General features: G+C 64.9%; 1 protein-coding gene. It reads right to left on the bottom strand.

Annotated elements, in window-relative coordinates; translation table 11 throughout:
* Positions 1–41 precede the first annotated feature (41 nt).
* Positions 42–1,201 (bottom strand): IS3 family transposase gene (locus tag AAEX60_RS16360; protein WP_342105066.1). Its coding sequence is split into 2 segments (ribosomal slippage): positions 42–937 and positions 937–1,201, totalling 1,161 coding nucleotides; the frame shifts between segments, so codons are not numbered across the junction.
* Positions 1,202–1,270 lie beyond the last annotated feature (69 nt).

Raw genomic sequence — 1,270 nt, 5'->3', positions numbered from 1 at the left:
GGGAATGCCCCCAGTTTGGTTGACAGATTTCTAGGGGCTGGTCAGGCGGCCTGTGCGACCGTCTGATGGACCAGTTCGAACTCTACTGGGGTGAGTTTGCCGAGACGCCGTTGGCGGCGTCGGCGGTGGTAGGAACGTTCGATCCAGGTAATGATCGCCAACCGCAACTCGGCCCGGCTGGTCCAGAGGTGACGGTTCAGCACATTCTTCTGCACCAGGGCGAAGAAGGACTCCATGGCCGCGTTGTCGTCGCTCGCGGCAACCCGGCCCATCGACCCGGTGAGGTGATGGGCGTCGAGTTCCCGCAGATACTTCTTCGACCGGAACTGGCTGCCCCGGTCCGAGTGCACCACGCACCCCGCCACGTCACCACGCCGCTGAACGGCCATCCGTAGCGCGTTGACGGCCAGGCTGGCCTTCATCCGTGCATCGATCGAGTAGCCGACGATGCGGTTGGAGAAGGCATCCTTGACCGCGCACAGGTACAGCTTTCCCTCGGCGGTGTGGTGCTCGGTGATGTCGGTCAACCACAACAGGTTGGGCTGTTCAGCGGTGAAGTGGTGTTGGACCAGGTCGTCGTGGACCGGGTCCCCGGGCGTCTTCCACGAGCCGTTCTTGACGGAGTGGAACGAGCGGATCCGCTGCACCTTGCACAGCCGGTGGACCCGGTTCTCACCAGCGATGATGCCCACCTCGGGCAGGTCATCGGCGATCAGTCGGTAGCCCAGACCGGGGTCCTCGCCATGCAGGTCGATCGCGGCGTTGATCAGGTGCGCATCGTCCCAGTCACGCTGCGACACGGGGTCGGCGAGCCACTGGTAGTAGGCCTGCCGGGAGAAACCCAGCACCCGGCACGAGACCGCCACCGGCACCCGAATCTGTGTCCCCTTGGCCTGGGCCAGGTCAGTAACCAAGGGGTACATCATTTTGGGTTGATGTCACGGGACAGGTAGGCCGCGGCGCGGCGCAGGACCTCGTTCTCCTGTTCCAGCAGCCGGATGCGTTTCTTGGCCTCGCGCAGTTCGGCAGCCGAGCGGTTGTCGCCGGCCGGGGCATCGGCCCGGTCGGCCTTGGTCAGCCAGTTGCGCAGGCAGGACTCGCTGATCCCGAAGTCCTTGGCGATCTGGCCGATCGGGGCCTCGCCCTTGCGGGCGATCGCGATCACGTCGTCGCGGAACTCCTGGGGATGGGGCTTGGGCATGACATACATCCTCTCACCAGGCCCTCACGGACCTGAGATGTCAGTGTCAACCAAACCCGGGGCAGTCCC

The organism is Luteococcus sp. H101 (assembly GCF_038433155.1).
Classification (GTDB): Bacteria; Actinomycetota; Actinomycetes; order Propionibacteriales; family Propionibacteriaceae; genus Luteococcus.
Note: the sequence above shows the minus strand (reverse complement) of the source record. Positions and strands in the feature narration are given on the sequence as shown.